This is a genomic window from Caballeronia pedi, from assembly GCF_001544915.2.
In the GTDB taxonomy this organism is placed as follows: domain Bacteria; phylum Pseudomonadota; class Gammaproteobacteria; order Burkholderiales; family Burkholderiaceae; genus Caballeronia; species Caballeronia pedi.
On the sequence record NZ_FCOE02000001.1, the window covers coordinates 511,268 to 531,247 of the forward strand.

Here is a 19,980-nt window from a genome sequence, read left to right on the forward strand (position 1 = left end):
GCCGAGCGTGGCGATGCGCATACGGACGAAGGGGCGTCCGAGGCCGGCGTCATCGCCCAGGGAAACGCGCTGCGCGCGTCACTGCATGTCGATGCGGCCGTACACGCCATCGGCTTCGAAATTCGGCCCGGCGGCGAAGAAGAGCGTGTTCGTCGGCTGCGCCTGCAGACCGTTGCCGAACGCGATGCCCCACAGGCCGCGCTGCACGAGCGTCGTGCCGTCGCTGTTCATCAACTGGCCGACGAACGCGCCGCTCGTCGGATCGAACGCGTTGATCGTGCCGTCGCCGAAATTGCCGACCAGAATGTCGTTGCTGAACGTGCCGAAGTTGCCGGGCGCCTGCGCGAGACCCCACGGCGCGTTCAGCGGACCGTTCTGGGCGAAGCGCTGCATGAGATTGCCATCGATGTCGAACACGTCGACGAAGCCCTGGCCCGCGCCCGGCACGTCGTCTTCCGCGTCGGCGTCCTGCTTCGCGTAGGTGACGAAGATCTTCGAGCCGATCGCCTGGATGCCGAACGGCGCGAAACCCGCCGGAATCTGCGCGTCCCTGAATCCGCCGGGCACGACGATCTGCGTGAACGTGCCGTCGAAGACGTCGATCCTGTTGTTGTGGAAGTCGGTCGCGTAGAGGCGATGTCCGCCCGCCGCCGTGGCGGCGATCGCAAGCCCTTTGTAGATCGCGCCTGAGGCGCTCGCATCGACGACGGTGAACGCGTGCGTCATATCGACCGCGGGCGCCCACGCGGTGATCGAGCCGCCTTCGCCCGCGAAGATGAACGCCGCGACGCCCGACTTGCCGTTGCGCGCGAGCGTGAGGTCCGGTCCCTTGTTGAAGACGATGCCCGTTGGGTTCGCTGGGCCCGTCGCGTTCGGCGGAATCGAGACGACCAGCGACTGCACGACGCCGTTGCCGTCGTAGAGCGAGGCCGTCTGCGTGCCGTTATTGGCGACCCACACGAAGCCGTTCGGGTTGAACGCGACACCCCAGCCGTTCTTAAGATTCGGGTCCGTGTGCGGCGCGGCGACGGCGCCATCGGACACGACGATCGACATCTTGAAGCGCGTGGCCGATGGCATGCTGTTGTCCGAGCCGCCGCCGCACGAGGCGAGGGCCGTCAACGTCACGACCGCGGCGGCGCAAGCGACGAGGCGGGTCCACAATCCGGTTTGCATGATGGTGACTCCTCGAGCGCGACGCGCCTTCAGTTCTTTCGTCACCTCTAAACGGATAGGCGCGGACGCTTATTCCGTTCGCAATCGGCGGAATTGTTTCGCCGTGCTTCAGTGCGCGTCGCCGCGTCCTTTCGATACCACCGGCACGCCCCAGCCGAACAGCGTGACGCGCGCGTCGTCGTCGGACGTCGAGCCATGCCGCGTGCCTGCGCGCCAGTGGCCGTCGAAGGCCATCGTCGGCGTAAGCGGCTTTGGAATTCCGCTGGCCTGGCGGAAGTACTCGGTGTTGGTCTCGTTCTGCACGGCGAGCGCGCGGCGCAGCGTCGCTTGCGTTTGCGCGTTGCGCGGGTCGAGCGCTACGGCGCGGCGGGCGTTGCGTAACGCGCACGCCGGGTCCTCGTTGGCGGCGCATGTGCGGGCACTTGCCATCGCGCTGTCGCGCGCGCGTTCCTGACGCGACAGTTCGGCCGCAAGCTGCTGGATTTCCGGACTGCGCGGCTCGTTCGCATAGAGGCCGCGCATGTGACGGCGCGCGGCCGCGAGATCGCGGCTGGCGAGTGCCTGTTGAGCTGCGGCAATGCTGCGTGCAACGGCTGCGGGAAGTGGTTCCTGGACCGGTTGAGCCGGAGGTGCGGCGGGCTTTTCGATCGAGGCCAGCGTCGGCGCGGGGGTTGATTTGCGGGGTGGCTCGCTAGCCTGTGCCGCTGGTTTTGCCGCGACGCTCAGCGTCGCGTTCGTGCGCTGCTCTGGCTTCTGCGCCGAAGCGATCGCTGGCGTTGCCGGTTTGATCGATGGCGCTGCTGCGGCGATGGACGCGCCTGCCGGAGCCGCCGCGCTCGTCGCGACGTTCGGCGTGGCGGGCTTTGCTGCGGCGACCGCGACCGATGGTGCGACGCTGGGCGCAGGCGGATTTGCCGTGGTGCGTATCGTCGTGGGCGCTGCGGGCATGGAAGGCTTCACCGGCGCAGCGGCCGCAAGCGTGCTGACCGATGCCGACGCCGGCGCGCTCGCTACTGCGACGCGCGGCTCGGCGCGCGGCTCGGCGCGCGTGACGACCGTTGGCGTTTCCGTCGCCGGTCGAGCGGTGACCGAAACAGCCGGCGCGACAGGCGCGCGTTCATTTCGCGCGTGGTTCGCCTGCGCCATCGCCGATGACGCGGGCGCGACGGCCTGCGCATTCGTCGATTCCGCTTTGGACCGCATCGCCGATGCATGCCGCGAAGCCTCGGCATTGATCGCGGCTGCGCGCTCGTGAACCAGGCCGGCCACGCTGATGCCGGGTTCCACGCTCGCGGGCGGGGCGTTGTCGTCCAGTTGCACGTAGAAATACGCGCCGACCGCGAGACTCGCGACCACTCCGCCGACCAGCACCGCGATGCCCGTGCGCGCGGGCTTGCGTTGCGTCTCTTGCGTTTCGCCGGGTTCGACGAAATTCGGATAGGACGTCAACATCCTGCGGCGCACCATGCGCTGGAGCCAGTGGCTGTCGTCCCAGTCCAGTATGTCGAGCGGCACCGGCACGGCCGCCGATGGCGCGCGGGTTTCCGCCGCACTCGTGAATATCGCGCCCTGACGATCGGCCCCGCAGGACGGGCAGGTGTCCTCCTCGGCAGGCGACACGAAGTTGCAGCGATGGCAGATGACGGAGTCGAGAGACAGCGAGTATTCAGGTCGATTCATGTCGTACTCTTCTTCGAGTTATGGCTCGCCGCGTCGCGCGAGCGGATCACGACATCAGGAAAGTCCTAAGCAACCCGAACTGCGGGCGCCGCGCGCGCAAGCATCCCCGCGATGCCCCGCGCGCCGGGATTCTGATTGCCGATGGTGACTCATTCTTGCGGGTGCGTTGCGGTCCGTCTACGCGATTGCGCACATTCGCGCGCGCGTCACGTTCGACACGGGCTGGCCATTCGGACGACTTTCGCGGTGTCACGTTGTCGGCGAAATTGCGTGTCATCGGCTACGAAAGGATGACGACAATGCAATCGAACGGCTTCGAGGCGACGGCGCGGCAGTTGATCGTCGGATTGCCGCTCTTCATGGGCGCTATCGAATACATATTGCGAGTGGCACTCAAGCAGCCCGGCCGCGACGAATTTTTTCCGATCTCGCTCGTCGCGTCGAGCGTCAGTCTGAACATCGCGCTGGCGGTGCTGCCGGGTGAAATGCGCAACGGACTCCGGGCGTCGAGGAAGCGAATCGGTCAGGCGATCGTTATCGCAAATATGGGAATTTTCGCCTCTCTGATTGGCGTGCTTCTGTGGATATACTTGCTCGTCGCTTCGTTCAGTGGCGAGGTCAGAGCAATCTTGCCGATGCATCCGCTGCGGGATGCTTTGGGCTACTACGTTTTTTCAATCGGGTTGAATGAAAGCAAGGCTTGGGTGGCGAAATGTTGAACTTCGTATTGGGATTCTTTAGGGAGTATTGGCCGGTCGTGGTCGCCTGCGCGTTCGCCCGATTCGGCGTACCGGTTCTGGTCGACTGGCTGTTTCGTTATTTGGACAAGGAAGCGTCTCATGGCAGAACAGAACACCGCTCGGGCGTCGAGTGAAAACGCTCGGGCGCGAATCCGTCAGCGCGGCGGAACACACCGCGCCCAAACGCAAAAAAGCCGCTCACATGGAGCGGCTTTTTCAGAAAATCCTGGTGCCCAGGGCCGGAATCGAACCGGCACGCCTTGCGGCGGGGGATTTTGAGTCCCCTGCGTCTACCAATTTCACCACCTGGGCCTGAATCGGCTCGTACCGGAGAAGACATGGCAACGAGCTAATCGAGTCGGCGATTATGACCGAAAACGCCCGCGCCGGCAAGCAACAACAGCGGCGTCCTCGCAAGCTCGGAATTTACTGGGCGAGATACGTGAACGCGCCGTTCCTGATCACGCCCATCACGCTCGCGCGCTGATCCAGACCGACGTGATCCGTCGCGCTCGTGTTCACCACGCCGTTCGGCACGACGAGTTCATGCGCGTGCTCCAGTTCCGAGCGCAGCGCCACGCGAAATTCCTTGGTGCCCGGCTGGGCCGTCTTGAGCGCGCGCGCCACCGCGTCTTGCAGGCGCGGATACACGCCGGCCGCATCGCCCGCGAATTGCGTGACGGAGCCCTTGCCGTACTTGTCCTCATACGCATTCGCGAACGCCAGCGCCGCCTTCTTCGACGGATGATCGGCCGGCAGCGTGCGCGCAACGACGACCGGCTGCGTCGGGAACAGCGTGCCTTCGACATCCTTGCCGCCGAGCTTGATGAACTCCGGCGTCGCGATGCCGTGCGTCTGGTAGATCGCGCCCTTGTAGCCGCGCTCGACGAGCGTGCGCTGCGGCAGCACCGTCGGCGTGCCCGCGCCCGCGATCAGCACGGCATCCGGCTTCGCGGCCATCAGCTTCAGAATCTGACCGGTCACGCTCGCATCGGTCCGGTTGAAGCGCTCGCTCGCGACAATCCTGATATGCCGGAGATCGGCGAACTTGGTGAACTCGTTGAGCCAGCTATCGCCGTAGCTGTCCGCGAAGCCGATGAACCCGACCGTCTTCACGCCGTGATTTGCCATGTAACGCGTCATCACATCGGCCATCGCGCGATCGGTCTGGGCCATCTTGAACGCCCACACCTTCTTGCCTTCCTGCGGCTCGACGACCGATGCCGAGCCGATCAGCGTGATCATCGGCGTTTCGGATTCGGCGACCGGATCGAGCGCGGCGAGCGCGGCCGGCGTGATGTTCGGCCCGACGATCACGTCGACATGGTCCTCGCTGATCAGCTTGCGGATATTGCGCACGGCCGCACCAGGGTCCGAGCCGTCGTCGAGGATGATGTACTCCGCGTTCTGCCCGGCGATGGTCTTCGGCCACATCAGCATCGCGTTCTTGCTGGTGATGCCGATCGCGGCGGCGGGGCCGGTGCTGGACAGATCGATGCCAACCTTCAACTGCGCGTGCGCGGCGGCGGTCAAGACAGACAATGCTGCGCCGGCCACGAGCCGGCGCGTGAACTTCGACAACGTCATCGGAAAGGTCTCCAAGGGAGGGAATTTTTTGCGGCAGCGCGCGCTGCCATTTTATTCAGAGCTCGTAGCTCTCGTGCTCGCCCGACAGCGCCTGCTCGATCAGCTTGCGGTTCAGCGAAGGCGACAGCAGTTCGACGAGCGTATACACATAGCTGCGCAGATACGCGCCCTGTTTCAGCGCGAGCCGCGTGACATTGGTGCCGAACAGATGGCCGACCGGCATCGCGCGCAGATGTTTGTCGCGCTCCGGGTTGAACGCGATATCCGCGAGAATGCCGACGCCGAGCCCCAGTTCGACGTAAGTCTTGATCACGTCCGCGTCGATGGCTTCGAGCACGATGTCCGGCGTCAGATTGCGCAGCGCGAACGCCTGATTGATCTTGGTGCGCCCGGCGAACGACGCCTCGTACGTGATGATCGGAAATTGCGCGAGATCGTCGAGCGTGAGCGTCTTGCGTTCGAGCAGCGGATGATCCGGCAGCATGACCGCGAGGTGCTGCCACTGGAAGCAGGGCAGCGACACCAGTTCCTTATAGTTGGCGATCGCCTCGGTCGCGATGGCGATATCCGCCTGATCGTGGATCACCATCTCCGCGACCTGCGTCGGGCTGCCTTGCAGAATCGAAAGGTGCACCTTCGGAAAGCGCTTCTTGAACTCCGCGATCGCCGCCGGCAACGAGTAGCGCGCTTGCGTATGCGTCGCGGCGATGACGAGATTGCCTTGATCCTGCGCCGCGTAATCCTTACCGACGCGCTTCAGGCTCTCCACTTCCTGCAATATTTTCTCGACCGACGCGAGAATGATTCGCCCCGGCTCGGTCAGCGATCTCACGCGTTTCCCGTGCCGCGTGAAGATTTCGACGCCGAGTTCGTCCTCCAGCTCGATGATCGCCTTCGAGACGCCCGGCTGCGATGTATACAGCGCCTTCGCGGCTTCCGTGAGGTTGAAGTTCTGCCGAACGGCCTCACGCACGAAGCGGAACTGATGCAGATTCATTTATAACCTTTGCTTATTACCACCGGGCATATCAAAGTAATTTTTCAGTCGTTTGCAATATATAGCAGGTTCTTTACTATCAGTCCAATTTTTCCAATATCCATATCTGTTTTTGTCATTAGCAAATGAGCGTTTCGTCTGAACGACGCTCGCGACAGGCACTCAATGGATATTCGATGGACGAGACGCGCTGCGGGTCTGGACACTGAGCTAGGACGTCGCGCTTAAAAGAACTTGGGGCCCCCGAATGTACCAATACGATCAGATCGACCAACGCATCGTCGACGAACGTGTCGCGCAGTACGCTGACCAGGTCCGCCGCCGTCTGTCGGGCGAATTGACCGAAGAGGAATTCCGCCCGCTGCGTTTGCAGAATGGCCTGTACATGCAGCGTCACGCGTACATGCACCGCATCGCGATTCCTTACGGCAACCTGCGCAGCGACCAGCTCCGCATGCTCGCCACCATCGCGCGCGAGCACGACCGCGGCTACGGTCACTTCTCGACGCGCACCAACATCCAGTTCAACTGGGTCGAGCTCGAAGAGACGCCTGAAATCCTGCGCAAGCTGGCTTCGGTGCAGATGCACGCGATCCAGACGTCGGGCAACTGCATCCGCAACATCACCGCCGACCAGTTCGCGGGCGTCGCGCCCGATGAAGTCGTCGATCCGCGTCCGTGGTCGGAAATCCTGCGCCAGTGGTCGACCTTCCATCCGGAGTTCGCGTGGCTGCCGCGCAAGTTCAAGATCGCGGTGAACGGCTCGGCGGAAGACCGCGCGGCCGTGCAGGTTCATGACCTCGGCGTGTATCTGAAGAAAAACGCGCAGGGCGAAGTCGTGATGGACATTCTCGCGGGCGGCGGTCTCGGCCGCACGCCGATCGTCGGCGCGATCATCAAGCGCGATCTGCCGTGGCAGCACCTGATCACGTATTGCGAAGCCGTGCTGCGCGTGTACAACCGCTACGGCCGCCGCGACAACATGTACAAGGCGCGCATCAAGATTCTCGTGAAGGCGCTGTCGGCGGAGAAGTTCTCGAAGCAGGTCGAGGAAGAGTGGCAGCATCTGAAGGACGGCCCGTCGACGATCACGCAGGAAGAAGTCGATCGCGTGTCGAAGTTCTTCGCGCCGCCGGTCTACGAAAAGCTCGCCGACACCGACGCCACGTATGAAAAGCACCTGATCGAAAGCAAGCCGTTCGCGCGCTGGGTCGAGCGCAATGTGCGTCCGCACAAGGTGCCGGGTTACGCGGCGGTGACGCTCTCGCTCAAGCCGCGCGAGATCGCGCCGGGAGATGCAACCGACAAGCAGATGGACGACGTCGCCACGCTCGCCGACGAGTTCTCGTTCGGCGAAATCCGCGTGTCGCACGAGCAGAACCTGATTCTCGCGAACGTGCCCAAGCGTGACCTCTACACCGTGTGGGAACGCGCGAAGGCGCTCGGCTTCGCGACGGCGAACATCGGCCTGTTGACGGACATCATCGCCTGCCCGGGCGGTGACTTCTGCTCGCTCGCGAATGCGAAGTCGATCCCGATCGCGCTGGCGATCCAGGATCGTTTCAACGACCTCGACTACGTGCACGACCTCGGCGACCTGTCGCTGAACATCTCGGGCTGCATCAACGCGTGCGGTCATCACCACGTCGGCAACATCGGCATTCTGGGCGTCGATAAGGACGGCTCGGAGTGGTATCAGGTGACGCTCGGCGGCGAGCAGAGCTCGGGCGCGACCGGCGCGCATCTCGGCAAGGTGATCGGCCCGTCGTTCTCGGCGGAAGAAATGCCCGACGTGATCGCGCAAGTGATCGATACCTTCGTCGACAACCGCGTCGAGGACGAGCGTTTCATCGAGACGTTCAACCGCATCGGCATGGCGCCGTTCAAGGAGCGCGTGTACGCATCGCGCCAGGCTCACGCTTAAGGATTTGCAAATGACGTTGATTATCAAGAACCGCGCGGTGGTCGAAGACAATTTCACGGTGGTGCGCGCAGCCGAAGACGGCGCATTGCCCGCGGTCGACGCGCTGCCCGCCGGCAAGATCATCGTGCCGTTCGCGCTGTGGAAAGAGCACAAGGCGGCGATCGTCGCCTCGCGCGCGAAGGAAGACATCGGCGTGTGGCTCGCGCCGGACGACGAACCCGCCGACCTCGTGCCGGACTTCGACTCGCTTGCCGTGATCACGGTCGACTTCCCGGTGTTCCGCGATGGCCGCGGCTTTTCCATCGGCCGCCTGCTGCGCGAGCGCTATCAGTGGACGGGCGAGCTGCGCGCGATCGGCGACGTGCTGCGCGATCAGGTGCTGTTCCATTCGCGCTGCGGCTTCGATGCGTTCGCGGTGCGCGCGGACAAGGACATCAACGACGCGCTCAACGCGTTCAATGAGTTCACCGAGCTGTACCAGGGCGCGACCGACAATCTCGAACCGCTGTTCCGCCGTCGCGCGGCGCTCGTCGCAGCGTCTGGAGCCTGATGTATGACGCCTGAATTGCAAGCCAAGGTTGAACGCCTGGATGCGCTGCTCGATTCGATCGCGGCGCGTCACCAGAGCGTCAAGCTAGCCAGCAGCCTCGCTGCCGAAGACATGGTGCTCACGCACGCCATTCTTTCGCGCGGCGTGAAGATCGGCATCTTCTCGTTGAACACGGGCCGTCTGCATGCGGAAACGCTCGGCATGCTCGATACCGTGAAGGAACGCTACGGCTACGACATCGAGCAGTTCCTTCCGCAGCAGGACGCGGTCGACGCCTACGTGCGCGATCACGGCCTCAACGCGTTCTACGAGAGCATTGATTTGCGCAAGAGCTGCTGCCATATCCGCAAGGTCGAGCCGCTCAATCGCGCGCTGTCGGATGTGTCCGCGTGGGTCACGGGTCAGCGTCGCGAGCAATCGGTGACGCGCGCCGAGCTGCACGAGGAAGAGCAGGACGCGCCGCGCGGCATCGCGAAGTTCAATCCGCTCGCGGACTGGAGCGAAAGCGATGTGTGGGATTACCTGAAGGCGTTCGATGTGCCCGTGAACCCGCTGCATGCGCGCGGTTATCCGAGCATCGGCTGCGAACCCTGTACGCGCGCGGTGCGCCCCGGCGAGGACAGCCGGGCGGGCCGCTGGTGGTGGGAATCGCGCGATACGAAGGAATGCGGCCTGCACATCACGAATATCAAAGTCGTCGAAGAAGCTCCGAGCTCGGCGATTTAAGGCGCACAAGACGCCGCATCAAACCCTGTCATTGAACGCATCGTCACATCAGGAATTGCATGACGCTGCATAAAAAAGGATCGACGAACATGAGCACGACGCTCGACTCAACCGTCACCGCACCGATCGCCAACAAGGCGACGCGCATGGATCACCTGGATTGGCTCGAAGCCGAGTCGATCCACATCATTCGCGAACTCGTCGCGGAATGCAGCAAGCCCGCGCTCCTGTTCTCGGGCGGCAAGGATTCGGTCGTCGTGCTGCACCTCGCGCTGAAGGCGTTCGGTCTCGGCGCGGGCCGCAAGACCCAGTTGCCGTTCCCGCTGGTTCATATCGACACGGGTCACAACTTCCAGGAAGTGATCGACTTCCGCGATCGTCGCGCAGCCGAAATCGGCGCGGAACTGGTCGTCGGTCATGTCGAGGATTCGATCAAAAAGGGCACCGTGCGTCTGCGTCGCGAGACGGACTCGCGCAACGCCGCGCAGGCGGTGACGCTGCTCGAAACCATCGAGCAATACGGCTACACGGCGATGATCGGCGGTGCGCGCCGCGACGAAGAGAAGGCCCGCGCGAAGGAGCGCATCTTCTCGTTCCGCGACGAATTCGGCCAATGGGACCCGAAGGCGCAGCGCCCGGAACTGTGGAGCATCTATAACGCGCGTCTGCATGCGGGCGAGCATCTGCGCGTGTTCCCGATCTCCAACTGGACCGAACTCGACGTGTGGCAATACATTGCGCGCGAGAAGCTCGAACTGCCGTCGATCTACTACGCGCACGATCGCGAGATCATCCGCCGCAACGGTTTGCTCGTGCCGCTCACGCCGCTCACGCCGCTGCGCGAAGGCGAAACGTCGGAAGTGGCGCAAGTGCGTTTTCGGACCGTCGGCGATATCAGCTGCACGTGCCCGGTCGCGAGCGATGCTGATGACGTCGAGAAGATCATCGCCGAAACGGCCGTGACGGAAATCACGGAACGCGGCGCGACGCGCATGGACGATCAGGCATCCGAAGCCGCGATGGAACAGCGCAAGAAACAAGGTTATTTCTAAGCCACACGCCCCGAGGAACGAAAGAATCATGAGCATTTATCAAGCTGAAGACCTGGGCGTGTTGCGCTTCATCACGGCGGGCAGCGTCGACGACGGCAAGAGCACGCTGATCGGCCGTCTGCTGTACGACAGCAAGGCTGTGTTGTCGGATCAGTTGTCGGCGATTTCGCGCGCGAAGAACAAGCGCACCGTCGGCGATGAAATCGATCTGTCGCTGCTGACGGACGGCCTCGAAGCCGAGCGCGAGCAGGGCATCACCATCGACGTCGCGTACCGCTATTTCGCGACCGCGAAACGCAAGTTCATCATCGCCGATACGCCGGGCCACGAGCAGTACACGCGCAACATGGTGACGGGCGCATCGACTGCGCATGCCGCGATCATTCTCGTCGACGCCACGCGCGTCACGTTCGAAGACGGCGTCGCGCAACTGCTGCCGCAGACCAAGCGCCATAGCGCGATCGTCAAGCTGCTCGGTCTGCAGCACGCGATCGTCGCGATCAACAAGATGGATCTGGTCGATTACAGCGAAGCGCGCTTCAACGAAATCCGCGACGCGTATGTCGTGCTCGCGCGTCAGCTCGGTCTGTCGGATGTGCGCTTCGTGCCGGTGTCGGCGCTCAAGGGCGACAACATCGTTTCCGCGAGCGAGCGCATGCCGTGGTACGCAGGCGAGCCGCTGCTCGATCTGCTGGAATCGCTGCCTGTCGCGCAGCCGAACGATCAGGCGCTGCGTTTCCCGGTGCAATGGGTCGCGCGTCAGGATGGCTCGCAAGCCGACGACTTCCGCGGCTACATGGGGCGCGTGGAGGCGGGCGAAGTGCGCGTCGGCGATTCGCTGCTGGTGCTGCCGGCCAATCGCGAAGCGACGGTTGCCGAGATCATCGCGCCGGTGCCGGGCGGCGTCGCGCCCGTGGACCGCGCGTTCGCAGGCCAGACGGTGACGATTCGCCTGACGGAAGACGTCGACGTGTCGCGCGGCGATACCTTCGTGCCGGCGGCTCAGAAGATCGAGCCGGCGAAGAAGCTCGAAGCCGACATCTGCTGGTTCGATGAAGAGCCGCTTTCGCCGCAGCGCAAGTATCTGCTGAAGCAGACGACCAGCACGGTGTTCGCGCGCATCGGCGCGGTGAAAGAGGTGCTGGACGTGCACACGCTGTCGCATTCGGTCGACCGCGGCACGCTCGCGATGAACGATATCGGCCGCGTGTCGCTCACGTTGCAGAAGCCGATCGTCGCGGACGAGTACGATACGCATCAGGGTACCGGCGCGTTCGTGCTGATCGACGAGGCGACGCATCACACGGTCGCGGCCGGTATGATTCGTGCATTCTCTGCGTGAACCATCTGACCGCTTGATTTCATCGATTAAAGCTATGGGTAAGGTCTATCTGATCGGAGCGGGGCCGGGCGCGGCGGATCTCATCACCGTGCGCGGCATGCGGTTGCTCGAACAGGCGGATGTCGTGCTGCACGACGCGCTCGTCGAGCGGGCGATGCTCGATTACGCGCCGAACGCGAAGAAGATCGCGGTCGGCAAGCGCTGCGGACAGCGTTCGACGGCTCAGCACTTCATCAACAAGCAGATCGTCGATGCGGCGCTGGAGCATGGTGTCGTCGTGCGTCTGAAGGGCGGCGATCCGATGCTGTTCGGCCGCGCCGACGAGGAAATGCGCGCGCTGGAGGCGGCTGGCATCGAATTCGAAGTAGTGCCGGGCATCACGGCCGCGCTCGCGAGCGCGGCGACGCTCAAGCGCTCCCTGACCTTGCGCGGCGTGGCGCGCAGTGTCGCGCTGGCGACGCATTCGCGCGCCGCCGACAGCGACGAGATTCGCGAGCAGGCCAAGGCGGACTCGCTCGTGTTCTACATGGGCCGCGACAGCGCGCCGGATATCGCGCAGCAATTGATCGATGCGGGCCGGCCGGGTTCGACGCCGGTGGCGATCGTCGAGGCGTGCAGCACGCCGCGCGAGCGCACGTTGACGTTGACGCTGGCGCGCATGGCGTTGGGTGAGGCGCAGGAATGGCTGGACCCGTCGCAGCCGAGTCTGCTGATGATCGGCGAGGCGTTTCGCGAGCGGGCTTCGGCGAAGCCGAAGGTGCATTTGAAGGGGATGCAGGCGGCGGCTTGATGCGATTGAATCGGCAGATAAACGAAGCGCACCCATTTTCCGGTGCGCTTTTTGTTTGCCCGTTGGCTCAAAACTCCACCGGCCTGATTTTCTTCCTCTTTGAATTGTTCGCCAAAACGGTATCCAGTGTTGCGATCGTTCTGGCCTTGCAATCGAGCGCCGCGGCAAGGTGAAGCGCATCGCCAGCCCGGAGTCCGGTCGATGCATCGAGCGTGAGCACGGCCGCCTGATGGAAAACCGGCGGCTCGATCGGCGTGAGGTGCAGGTCGCTTGCGCACATTCGTTCGAAACTGCGCCACGCGAAGGCCGATTGTTCTTCGGTTAACTGTCCGGTGCGCCGTTTGATGCCGAGCGCGCTGGCGAACTCCGTCACGCACCAGACTCCGGATATCAGATCGTCCTTGACCGACGCATACCATTGGGACACGGCGGCGGTCATTCGCTCCCGTACGCACAGCGCGACGAGGACGCTCGTATCGACGTAGACCATCAGTAGCGCGCCCCACGTCGGAGTTCATCGATAACCGATTCTGTCATCGGCATGGCGTCGCGCGTTTCGGCAAGTTCCGCCATGAACGCCCGGCGGTCCCATTTGGCCGGACGAAGGCAGATTCCGCCGTCGACCGTGAGACTGGCCTGGACCTGATCGCCCTCCGAGAGTCCGGTATGCCGAAGGTAATCGGCCGGGAGACGTACAGCGAGGCTGTTGCCCCACTTTGAAATGAGCAAGTTCACCGTGAACCTCATGGATATACTGGAATGTATATCCAGTATAGCTCGCGATTTCGAGCGCTGGAATTCGGCCGAATGGCCAACGCTGAACGATCAGCTCTCTTGGCCGACCTGCCGCAAACAATACGCCTTCACCGCCTCCAGCACCGCATCATCCTCCCCAACCGCCGTCGCGCAGGAAATATCCACACCCGGATTCGCGGCCCGGCACTGATCGACGATCTCCGGCAGGTCCTTCCTCACATGCCCGCCTTGTCCGAAGAACACAGGCACGACGGTGATCGCATCGCAACCATCCGCGGCTTGCTCGGCGACCGCAGCCGGCAAATCCGGCGCCATCAGTTCGAGGTAAGCCAGCGACACCGGATCGTTCCGTGAAGCGCGCAGCTTCAACGCGAGCCGCTCGAACGGCTCGGCCCAGCGCGGATCGCGCGCGCCGTGGCCGAACAGGATGATGCCGTGCTTCTTCATTGCGCGCTCCTGGCAGGAAACGTCAGTGCCGCTCCACCCACTTCAGCCCGATCAGGCCGACCACCAGATAGGCGAGGGCGGGCGCCGCCGCGGTGATCGGCGCGGGCCACGTGTTCAGATTGCCGATATGCGAGAACAGCGTGTTGACCAGTTGAAAGCTCATCCCGATCATGATGCCGCCGAACACCTTCACGCCGACCACGCCCGCGCGCGTATGCAGATAAGCGAACGGCAGCGACAGAATCAGCATCACGAACACCGCGAACGGATAAAGAATCTTGCGCCAGAACGCGATCTGATACCGCTGCGTATCCTGATGATTCTCCGTCAGATGCTGGATATAGCGGAACAGATTGAACATCGACATGCGATCCGGCGACACCAGCAGCACCGACAGAATCTGTGGCGTCAACTCGGAGCGCAACGAGTACTCGGGCAGCGTCGTCTGCTGCGCGCGATACACCGGGTTCAGCGTGTCGCCAGGATTCGCCGCTTGCGGCGGTGCATCGCTCAGTTGCGTGTCCGTCACGCCCGTGAGCTTCCAGTGTCCCGGCGGCTCGTACGCGCCGCTTTTCGCGATACGTACGTTCGTCAGCCGGAACTTCGAATCGAACTCGTAGATGCGCACGTTGGCGATCGTCGTGTCGGGATTCAGCGTGCCCACGTTGACGAAGCGCGTCACCTGCTCGCCGTTTTCCTTCGCGGTCAGCGTGTCCTTCACCCAGACGCCCGACTGAAAGTTCGACGACACCGACGACCCGAGCGCCTCCAGCCGCACGCGCTCCGACAGCTGATCGGTGTAAGGCCCGACCACTTCGCCGATGAGATACGTGATGAGCACGAGCGGCACGCCGATCTTCAGCAGCGAACGCAGCGCCGCGCCGGTCGACAGGCCCGACACGCGAAAGATCGTGAACTCCGACGCCGCCGCCATCTGCGCGAACACGTAAATGGCCGAGATCAGCGCCGCGACGGGAATGATTTCGTAGAAGCGTGACGGCGTCTGCAGCCCGACGCGCAGCACCGCGAGCGTGAACTTGTAGTTGCCGTGCCCGACCGTGTTCAACTCGTTGATCAGGTCGAAGAAGAAGAACAGGCCCGAGAACGCGAACAGGATGAAGATGAACGCGAGATAGATCTGGCGCGCGAAGTATCGTTCGTAGATGCGCATCGCGTCAGGCCCCCTTCGACAGCGACGGCAGCTTGAAGAGCGGCCGGTTGCGAATCCGCAGCCAGAAGATGAACGCGACGAGCGCCCCTACGATCACATGTAGCCCGACCAGCCCCACGCCGAACGACAGCTTGCCCTGCTCGATCCACGACTGCACGACGTTCAGCAGGTTCGAGTAAGTGAGGTAGATCAGCACGGCCATCACGAGATTGATCGTGCGGCTGCGGCGCGGGTTCTGATAGGAAAGCGGAATGGCGAGCAACATCAGATTGATGGCGATGAGCGGCAGGCCCAGACGCCAGGCGAATTCCGCAAGATTCTCGTTGGTCGGATTGGCGAGCAGGTCAGGCGTGTAGATACCCGTGGTCGTCGGCGTATTCACGACCTGGTGGCTCAAAATCTTCACACCATAGCGCTCGAACTCCATGATGCGAAAGTTCGGCTGGCCGGGCTCGCCGTCATAACGGCGGCCATTGTCGAGCACGATGAAACGGTCGCCGTCTTCACGCGTTTCCGTGTGGCCGGTCTGCGAGACGATCACATTGACCTTGCCGCCTTCCGTGCTCGTCACGAACACGTTCTGCACCTGGCTCTGGTCAGGCGACATCTTCTCGATGAAGAACACGCGATGGCTCGACGGCGATTCGCGGAACTGCCCGGGCGCGAGCAAGGACACTTCGTCGCGCTGCTGAAAGCGCTGCTTGATGAGCTTGCTCTGCTGGTTCGACCACGGCCAGCCGACCAACGCGAAGAAAATGATGAGGATGATGATCGGCGTGGAGAACACCGCGATCGGCTTGATGAGCTGCGTCTGACTCACGCCCGACGCGAGCCATACGACCATTTCCGAGTCGCGATACCAGCGCGTGAGCACAAAGAGAATGGAGACGAACAGCGTCACGATCAGCATGACCGCGAGATAGCCGATGACGGTGAGCCCGATCAGCACGACGACGTCTTTCGGGTCGATTTGACCCTGCGCCGCGAAGCCGACGATGCGGATCATCATTGTCGTGAGCATGATCGTGAGCAGCACCATGAACACGGCGCCGGCCGTATACGCGAGTTCGCGCTGCAGGGAGCGTTCGAAGATCATTGAATTTTTGCTTGGAGCCGGCGGCGATGCGGAAATCATGCACGCATCTCGTGGCTTACGGGAAGGGTCTTCGCTTACCCTCACGCCGCCTGCCTGTGACCGCCGCGGAAAAAATAGCGGATAATTGCGGCTTTCATCCTTCAGCCAAGATTTTATCCGAGGATAAGCGCGATGGACTTTAGCATAAAAGCCTGTGATTGGAGCAAGGGCGAGGCAAATGGTTTCCTTACCGGAAAGTCGGATGTCATCGTGCTCGGCATCTTCGAAGCGCAGACGCTCACAGGCGCCGCGCGCGACATGGATGTCGCGACCAAAGGCCTGATCACGCGCGTCGTGAAAGCCGGCGACATGAGCGGCCGTGCAGGCACGACGCTGATGGTGCCCGAAGTGACCGGCATCGGCGCATCGCGCGTGCTGCTCGTCGGTCTCGGCAAGCAGGACGCCTTCAATCAGAAAGCTTATGGCGAAGCCGTGCGCGCCGCATGGCGCGTCGTGCTCGGCTCGAAGATCGGCCAGGCGACCTTCACGCTCGCGCAATTGCCGATCCAGGAACGCACCGGCGACTGGGCCGTGCGCGCCGCGATCCTCGCGCTGCGCGAGCTGACCTACAAGTTCACGCAGATGAAGAGCAAGCCCGACAACGGCGCGCGCTCCTTGAAGAAGATCGTATTCAGCATCGATTCTGCCGACGAGAAAGCCGCCAAAGTCGCGGTGAAGCAGGGCGTCGCGATCGCGAACGGCATGGATCTCACGCGCGATCTCGGCAACCTGCCGCCGAACGTCTGCACGCCGACCTATCTCGGACAGACCGCGAAGAAGCTTGGCCGCGACTGGAAGCTCAAAGTCGAGGTGCTCGGCCAGAAGCAGATCGAAGCGCTCAACATGGGCTCGTTCCTTTCGGTCGCGAAGGGCTCGGTCGAGCCGCCGCAATTCATCGTCATGCAATATCAGGGCGCGGGCGCCGAGACGGGCAAGACGAAGGGCAAGAACGCGCCGGTCGTGCTCGTTGGCAAGGGCATCACGTTCGATTCGGGCGGCATCTCGATCAAGCCGGGCGAGGCCATGGACGAGATGAAATATGACATGTGCGGCGCGGGCTCCGTGTTCGGCACGATGCGCGCGGTCGCCGAGATGGGTCTGAAGCTCAACGTGATCGGCGTGGTCCCGACCTGCGAGAACATGCCCGCGGGCAACGCGGTGAAGCCGGGCGACATCATCACCGCGATGAACGGCACGACCATCGAAGTGCTCAACACCGACGCCGAAGGCCGCCTCATCCTGTGCGACGCGTTGACCTACGCGGAGCGCTTCAAGCCTGCCGCCGTGGTCGATATCGCGACGTTGACGGGCGCGTGCATCATCGCGCTGGGTCATCACAACACGGGCCTGTTCTCGAAGGACGACGCGCTCGCGGGCGAACTGCTCGACGCCTCGCGCGAAGCGGTCGATCCGGCCTGGCGTCTGCCGCTCGACGATGAGTACCAGGATCAGCTCAAGTCGAATTTCGCGGATGTCGCGAACATCGGCGGCCGTCCGGCGGGCAGCGTGACGGCGGCGTGCTTCCTGTCGCGCTTCGCGACGGCTTATCCGTGGGCGCACCTCGATATCGCCGGAACCGCGTGGAAGAGCGGTGCGGCGAAGGGCGCGACGGGCCGTCCCGTGCCGCTGCTCTCGCAGTTCCTGATCGATCGCGCGGGCGCGTGAAGCACACATGAGGCAGGCATGACCCGCATCGACTTTCATACGAACGTCGGCGATCCGCTCGCGTACGCCTGCCGCCTCGCGCGCAAGGCGTATCTGAGCGGCAAGCCGCTCGTCGTGCTCGCCGAACCGCAGCGCCTCGCTGCGTTCGACGAGCAGTTGTGGACCTTCCAGCCGCTCGAGTTCGTGCCGCATTGCATGGCGAAGAGCCCGCTCGCGCAGGACACGCCCGTCGTGCTCACGTCGAATCTCGACGAAGCGCCGCATCATCAGGTGCTCGTGAATCTCGGCGCGCCGGTGTCCGCGCAGTTCGCGCGCTTCGAGCGGCTGGTGGAGATCGTGGGCAGCGATGGCGACGAACTCGCCGCGGGCCGCGAGCGCTATCGCTTCTATCGGGATCGCGGCTATGCGATCGAGACGCACAATCAGGGCGGTTGAGCGCACAGAGAGCGCCAGCGCGCTGCACTATGCTCCGCTTAGATAAAGAGGAGACCTCCCGACATGACCAATACGCCCGAATCCTTCGATCCGTCGATCCCCGTCCTGACCGATGTCGTCGTGCCCGGCAGGCCCGAATATGCGCGCGCGCCGTCCGCAGGCGCCGAGGCGATCGAATACGATGCGGAGCAGATCGCCGAGCGGCTGCGCGGCCGCTTCACGGGTTTTCTGACGGGCGAGGCGCGCGCGCTGATCGAGGAGCGCTGTCGCGAAGTGCTGCGCGAACATTCGACGCAACTCGTCTCGGCGATCACGCGTGAAGTCGCGATGGCGCTCGAAAGCCGGATGAGCGGATGGGTGCGCGAGGCGGTCGAAGAAGAGTTGCGGCGTCAGCGGGGGGAATGATGCCCATCGGGCGTGAGAGCCGATAAGCGCGACCAAGTCGCGCGCGCGTCCGTGAGGCATTGAAGCCGGCGAAAAAGTCAGTCTCTATAAGGCCGCGGCCTCTTCGTCTCGCGTGTACCGCGCGACACTTGCCTTCAGCCTGTCGGCGAGTTCGAAGAGATCGTCCAGGCTGTGCAGCGGTACCCGTTCTTCCTCCTTCTTTTCATCAAACACTCCGACGACGAGCCGGTTCTCGTTCTTGAATCGCAATCGGCAAATGGGCTTCCGATTGTTGTCGTCGAACAAAACGGCGCAGTAGCTGGCCGCACCGCGTATCGCCACCCTGTCGGCGGATACAACGGATCTCAAAATGGCGCGAACGATCTGGTACGCCTCGACCTCAATGGCTGTCGGTTCCGTTGTTTCACCGGGCAAGGAGTCTGCTTCGGCATGAGTGACGGAGGCAAGCAGTGCCGGCTCCGGAGTCATTGCGCCTTTCAGACGCTCATTGATTTTGTCGGCCACCAATTGCTGAAACGCGTGTTTCGCAATCTGTGTGAACTGGTCCTTCACTGTATTCTTGAAGTGCTTGCCAGCCAAAAATTCTGCGGACACGAGCCGAACGAAGTCTTCAGGTGGCTCAGTCATCCAATCATTCAATGTGTTTTTTATCGCGCGTGTGTATTTCAGGTGATTCGCCGTTGTCAATATGCTTTCCAGGTCGAAGACAGTCTTGGCGAATTTCTTCAACTCGTCGACGTCCTGATCGCGAAAGTCTGCGAAACTGAATTCGAAGAACGGCTTCTCATCCATCTTATTTGGTTGCTCAAGATCAGTGAAAAATCGATAAACGATGCCGTTTGTCAACACACCAAATCGTGCTTCCGTCACGTGGAAATATCGGAACAGTTGGCTCGCATGATTGATGTTCAAGTCTCCGCCACATTTTTTGCACTCGAACAACATAATTGGCTTGCCGTCCTTCAGGATAGCGTAGTCAACCTTTTCGCCTTTCTTTGTCCCAACATCAGCGGTCAACTCGGGCGTCACCTCCAACGGGTCAAACACGTTGTAGCCAAGCAGGTGAATGAACGGCATCACCATCGCGTTTTTGGTCGCCTCTTCCGTTTGCACCATGTCCTTAGCGGCGGCTACGCGTGCTGCCAATGCCCTTACTTCATCGATGAAATCCATTTCTTACCTTTTCTTTTTGAGATAATCAGATGCCCGAGTTCAACTGAAAAAACTTTGCGGTGTTCGTCGCTTGGCTCCAGTTCGTCGAAGTGACATTGAGCGAGCGCGGAACTATGCTCGGTCATCAAGAGAATTCACGCTGATGAGATCGGCGACACGAAGCGAAGCGACGATTGTGTTTATAAAACATTCTGATCCGTTTTAACAAGCCCGCTGCGAGAGACGGGCG

At 62.6% G+C, this 19,980-nt stretch carries 20 protein-coding genes and 1 tRNA gene; 10 read left to right on the forward strand and 11 right to left on the reverse strand.

Going from position 1 to position 19,980, the window contains the following annotated elements; genetic code table 11:
- Positions 1-78: 78 nt before the first annotated feature.
- Both AWB80_RS02355 and AWB80_RS02360 read right to left on the reverse strand, forming a co-directional pair.
- The gene (locus AWB80_RS02355) at positions 79-1,176 is read right to left on the reverse strand and encodes a TIGR03118 family protein (protein WP_061173003.1); all 1,098 of its coding nucleotides are present in this window, start codon (positions 1,174-1,176) and stop codon (positions 79-81) included.
- A gap of 108 nt (positions 1,177-1,284) precedes the next feature.
- Positions 1,285-2,856 (reverse strand): hypothetical protein, encoded by a 1,572-nt coding sequence (locus AWB80_RS02360; RefSeq protein ID WP_061173004.1) that lies wholly within the window; start codon positions 2,854-2,856, stop codon positions 1,285-1,287.
- Positions 2,857-3,155: 299 nt separating this feature from the next.
- On the opposite strand from AWB80_RS02360, the gene AWB80_RS02365 reads away from it, so the two are divergent.
- Positions 3,156-3,575 carry a hypothetical protein gene (locus AWB80_RS02365; RefSeq protein WP_087130926.1) on the forward strand — a complete coding sequence of 140 codons (420 nt, stop codon included), beginning with the start codon at positions 3,156-3,158 and terminating at the stop codon, positions 3,573-3,575.
- 248 nt (positions 3,576-3,823) lie between these two features.
- On the opposite strand, the gene AWB80_RS02370 is transcribed toward AWB80_RS02365, so the two are convergent.
- The 3 genes from AWB80_RS02370 to AWB80_RS02380 all read right to left on the reverse strand — a co-directional run bounded on the left by AWB80_RS02370 (position 3,824) and on the right by AWB80_RS02380 (position 6,180).
- Positions 3,824-3,908: transfer RNA gene (locus tag AWB80_RS02370), tRNA-Leu, on the reverse strand.
- A gap of 114 nt (positions 3,909-4,022) precedes the next feature.
- Positions 4,023-5,183, reverse strand: coding sequence for an ABC transporter substrate-binding protein (locus AWB80_RS02375; protein ID WP_061173005.1), 1,161 nt, complete (start codon positions 5,181-5,183; stop codon positions 4,023-4,025).
- 55 nt (positions 5,184-5,238) lie between these two features.
- Positions 5,239-6,180, reverse strand: coding sequence for a CysB family HTH-type transcriptional regulator (locus tag AWB80_RS02380; RefSeq protein ID WP_061173006.1), 942 nt, complete (start codon positions 6,178-6,180; stop codon positions 5,239-5,241).
- Between the two features lie 247 nt (positions 6,181-6,427).
- Between AWB80_RS02380 and AWB80_RS02385 the strand changes: the two genes are divergently transcribed.
- From AWB80_RS02385 to cobA, 6 genes are all read left to right on the forward strand, one after another.
- Positions 6,428-8,104, forward strand: a complete 1,677-nt coding sequence (locus tag AWB80_RS02385; RefSeq protein WP_061173007.1) for a nitrite/sulfite reductase — start codon at positions 6,428-6,430, stop codon at positions 8,102-8,104.
- Between the two features lie 10 nt (positions 8,105-8,114).
- Positions 8,115-8,654, forward strand: a complete 540-nt coding sequence (locus AWB80_RS02390; RefSeq protein ID WP_061173008.1) for a DUF934 domain-containing protein — start codon at positions 8,115-8,117, stop codon at positions 8,652-8,654.
- Between the two features lie 3 nt (positions 8,655-8,657).
- Positions 8,658-9,380 (forward strand): phosphoadenylyl-sulfate reductase, encoded by a 723-nt coding sequence (locus AWB80_RS02395; RefSeq protein WP_061173009.1) that lies wholly within the window; start codon positions 8,658-8,660, stop codon positions 9,378-9,380.
- Positions 9,381-9,469: 89 nt separating this feature from the next.
- Complete coding sequence (cysD, locus tag AWB80_RS02400; protein WP_061173106.1) at positions 9,470-10,432, forward strand: sulfate adenylyltransferase subunit CysD; 963 nt, start codon at positions 9,470-9,472, stop codon at positions 10,430-10,432.
- A gap of 28 nt (positions 10,433-10,460) precedes the next feature.
- Positions 10,461-11,774 (forward strand): sulfate adenylyltransferase subunit 1, encoded by a 1,314-nt coding sequence (locus AWB80_RS02405; protein ID WP_061173010.1) that lies wholly within the window; start codon positions 10,461-10,463, stop codon positions 11,772-11,774.
- Positions 11,775-11,808: 34 nt separating this feature from the next.
- Positions 11,809-12,564 (forward strand): uroporphyrinogen-III C-methyltransferase, encoded by a 756-nt coding sequence (gene cobA / locus AWB80_RS02410; protein ID WP_061173011.1) that lies wholly within the window; start codon positions 11,809-11,811, stop codon positions 12,562-12,564.
- Between the two features lie 67 nt (positions 12,565-12,631).
- Here the strand turns inward: cobA and AWB80_RS02415 are convergent, their stop codons facing one another.
- From AWB80_RS02415 to lptF, 5 genes are all read right to left on the reverse strand, one after another.
- Positions 12,632-13,054 (reverse strand): type II toxin-antitoxin system VapC family toxin, encoded by a 423-nt coding sequence (locus AWB80_RS02415; protein ID WP_244206352.1) that lies wholly within the window; start codon positions 13,052-13,054, stop codon positions 12,632-12,634.
- A complete protein-coding gene (locus tag AWB80_RS02420; protein WP_244206353.1) occupies positions 13,054-13,299 on the reverse strand; it encodes an AbrB/MazE/SpoVT family DNA-binding domain-containing protein in 246 nt (81 codons plus the stop codon). Before AWB80_RS02420 ends, AWB80_RS02415 begins: the two co-directional genes overlap by 1 nt.
- A gap of 90 nt (positions 13,300-13,389) precedes the next feature.
- Positions 13,390-13,767, reverse strand: coding sequence for a sirohydrochlorin chelatase (locus tag AWB80_RS02425; RefSeq protein WP_061173014.1), 378 nt, complete (start codon positions 13,765-13,767; stop codon positions 13,390-13,392).
- A gap of 22 nt (positions 13,768-13,789) precedes the next feature.
- Entirely contained in the window at positions 13,790-14,938 is a 1,149-nt protein-coding gene (lptG, locus tag AWB80_RS02430) for an LPS export ABC transporter permease LptG (RefSeq protein WP_061173015.1), read from the reverse strand.
- Positions 14,939-14,942: 4 nt separating this feature from the next.
- Complete coding sequence (lptF, locus tag AWB80_RS02435) at positions 14,943-16,034, reverse strand: LPS export ABC transporter permease LptF (protein WP_061173016.1); 1,092 nt, start codon at positions 16,032-16,034, stop codon at positions 14,943-14,945.
- Positions 16,035-16,205: 171 nt separating this feature from the next.
- Between lptF and AWB80_RS02440 the strand changes: the two genes are divergently transcribed.
- From AWB80_RS02440 to AWB80_RS02450, 3 genes are all read left to right on the forward strand, one after another.
- Positions 16,206-17,738, forward strand: a complete 1,533-nt coding sequence (locus AWB80_RS02440; RefSeq protein WP_061173017.1) for a leucyl aminopeptidase — start codon at positions 16,206-16,208, stop codon at positions 17,736-17,738.
- Positions 17,739-17,756: 18 nt separating this feature from the next.
- Entirely contained in the window at positions 17,757-18,173 is a 417-nt protein-coding gene (locus AWB80_RS02445; protein ID WP_061173018.1) for a DNA polymerase III subunit chi, read from the forward strand.
- 63 nt (positions 18,174-18,236) lie between these two features.
- Entirely contained in the window at positions 18,237-18,578 is a 342-nt protein-coding gene (locus AWB80_RS02450) for a DUF2486 family protein (protein ID WP_061173019.1), read from the forward strand.
- An 84-nt stretch (positions 18,579-18,662) separates the two neighbouring features.
- Here AWB80_RS02450 and AWB80_RS02455 read toward each other — a convergent pair whose 3' ends face one another.
- Positions 18,663-19,751 carry a type I restriction endonuclease gene (locus AWB80_RS02455; protein ID WP_061173020.1) on the reverse strand — a complete coding sequence of 363 codons (1,089 nt, stop codon included), beginning with the start codon at positions 19,749-19,751 and terminating at the stop codon, positions 18,663-18,665.
- Positions 19,752-19,980: the final 229 nt, after the last annotated feature.